The sequence below is a fragment of the Streptomyces sp. NPDC059851 genome (genome assembly GCF_042732005.1).
Classification (GTDB): Bacteria; Actinomycetota; Actinomycetes; order Streptomycetales; family Streptomycetaceae; genus Streptomyces.
Map to the genome: position 1 here is coordinate 1 of NZ_JBHWJJ010000311.1, position 1,128 is coordinate 1,128.

At 69.7% G+C, this 1,128-nt stretch carries 1 protein-coding gene; it reads left to right on the top strand.

Annotation, left to right across the window (positions count from 1 at the left end; all coding sequences use genetic code 11):
- Window positions 1-1,011, top strand: a 1,011-nt coding sequence (locus ACFV7Q_RS38935; RefSeq protein WP_385435686.1) for an IS701 family transposase, incomplete at its 5' end; no start/stop codon positions are given.
- Window positions 1,012-1,128 lie beyond the last annotated feature (117 nt).

Genomic DNA, 1,128 nt, shown 5'->3' on the forward strand with positions numbered 1-1,128 from the left:
ATGACGTCCTCGACCTGGCCGGTTGAGAAGGTGCGGGCCCGGTTGGCATGGCGGGCCGTGCGGGCGGTACGGCCGCAGGTGTGGGTGGTGGACGACACCGGTTTCCCCAAGGACGGCCGTTCCTCGCCCGGGGTGGCCCGCCAGTACTCGGGCACCCTGGGCAAGGTCGGCAACTGTCAGATCGGCGTCAGCGTCCACGCCGCCTCCGACACCGCCTCATGCCCGTTGTCCTGGCGGCTGTTCCTACCCGAGAGCTGGGACGGTCCCCAAGCCGCCGGCCTGCGGGAACGCTGCCGGATCCCCGATGCCGAGCACCACCGTCCGAAGTGGCAGCTTGCCCTGGACATGCTCGACGAACTCGCAGGGATCGGGCTGCGGCCCGCCGCGCTGGTGGCGGACACCGGCTACGGCGCGAACGCCGACTTTCGGCACGGCCTGGAAGACCGGGGCCTGGCCTACGTCCTTCAGGCGAAGGCCGAGATGACCGCCCACCCGGAAGACGCCGAACCACTCACGCCTGCCTATGGCGGGCTCGGGCCGCGTCCGCTGCCGCGTTACCGCACCCGCCCGGTGTCCTTGCGGGAGCATGTGCTGGCCGCCGGACGTGGGCGGGGACGGACCGTGGTCTGGCGCAAGGGCTCCAAAGCCGCGCTGAGCTCGCACTTCGTGCTCCTGCGGGTCCGGCTCGCCGGGCGGCGGCCCAAACCTGCCGCGGACGGGACGATCCCACTGTGTTGGCTGATCGCCCAATGGCCCGAAGGCCACGACGAGCCAGTGAAGTACTGGATCTCGAACCTGCCCGGGGAGATCCCTGCGAAGGACCTGGTCCGTCTGGCGAAGTCCCGCTGGCGCATCGAGCACGACTACCGCGAACTGAAGACCGCTCTGGGCCTGGACCACTTCGAGGGCCGCTCGTTCACCGGCTGGCACCGCCACGTCATCCTCGTCACCGCCGCCCACCTGTTCCTCACCGAACAGCGGAGGACCCCAAAAGCCCCTGCCAGGGCCTGACCCTCTACCAGGCCCTGGACCTCCTCCAACACCTCATCGCCACCTGGACCGGCACCTGCCCCACCTGCCAGCAAACCATCCCCTGGCAGCCCTACGACACCACCTAACAAAGCACTA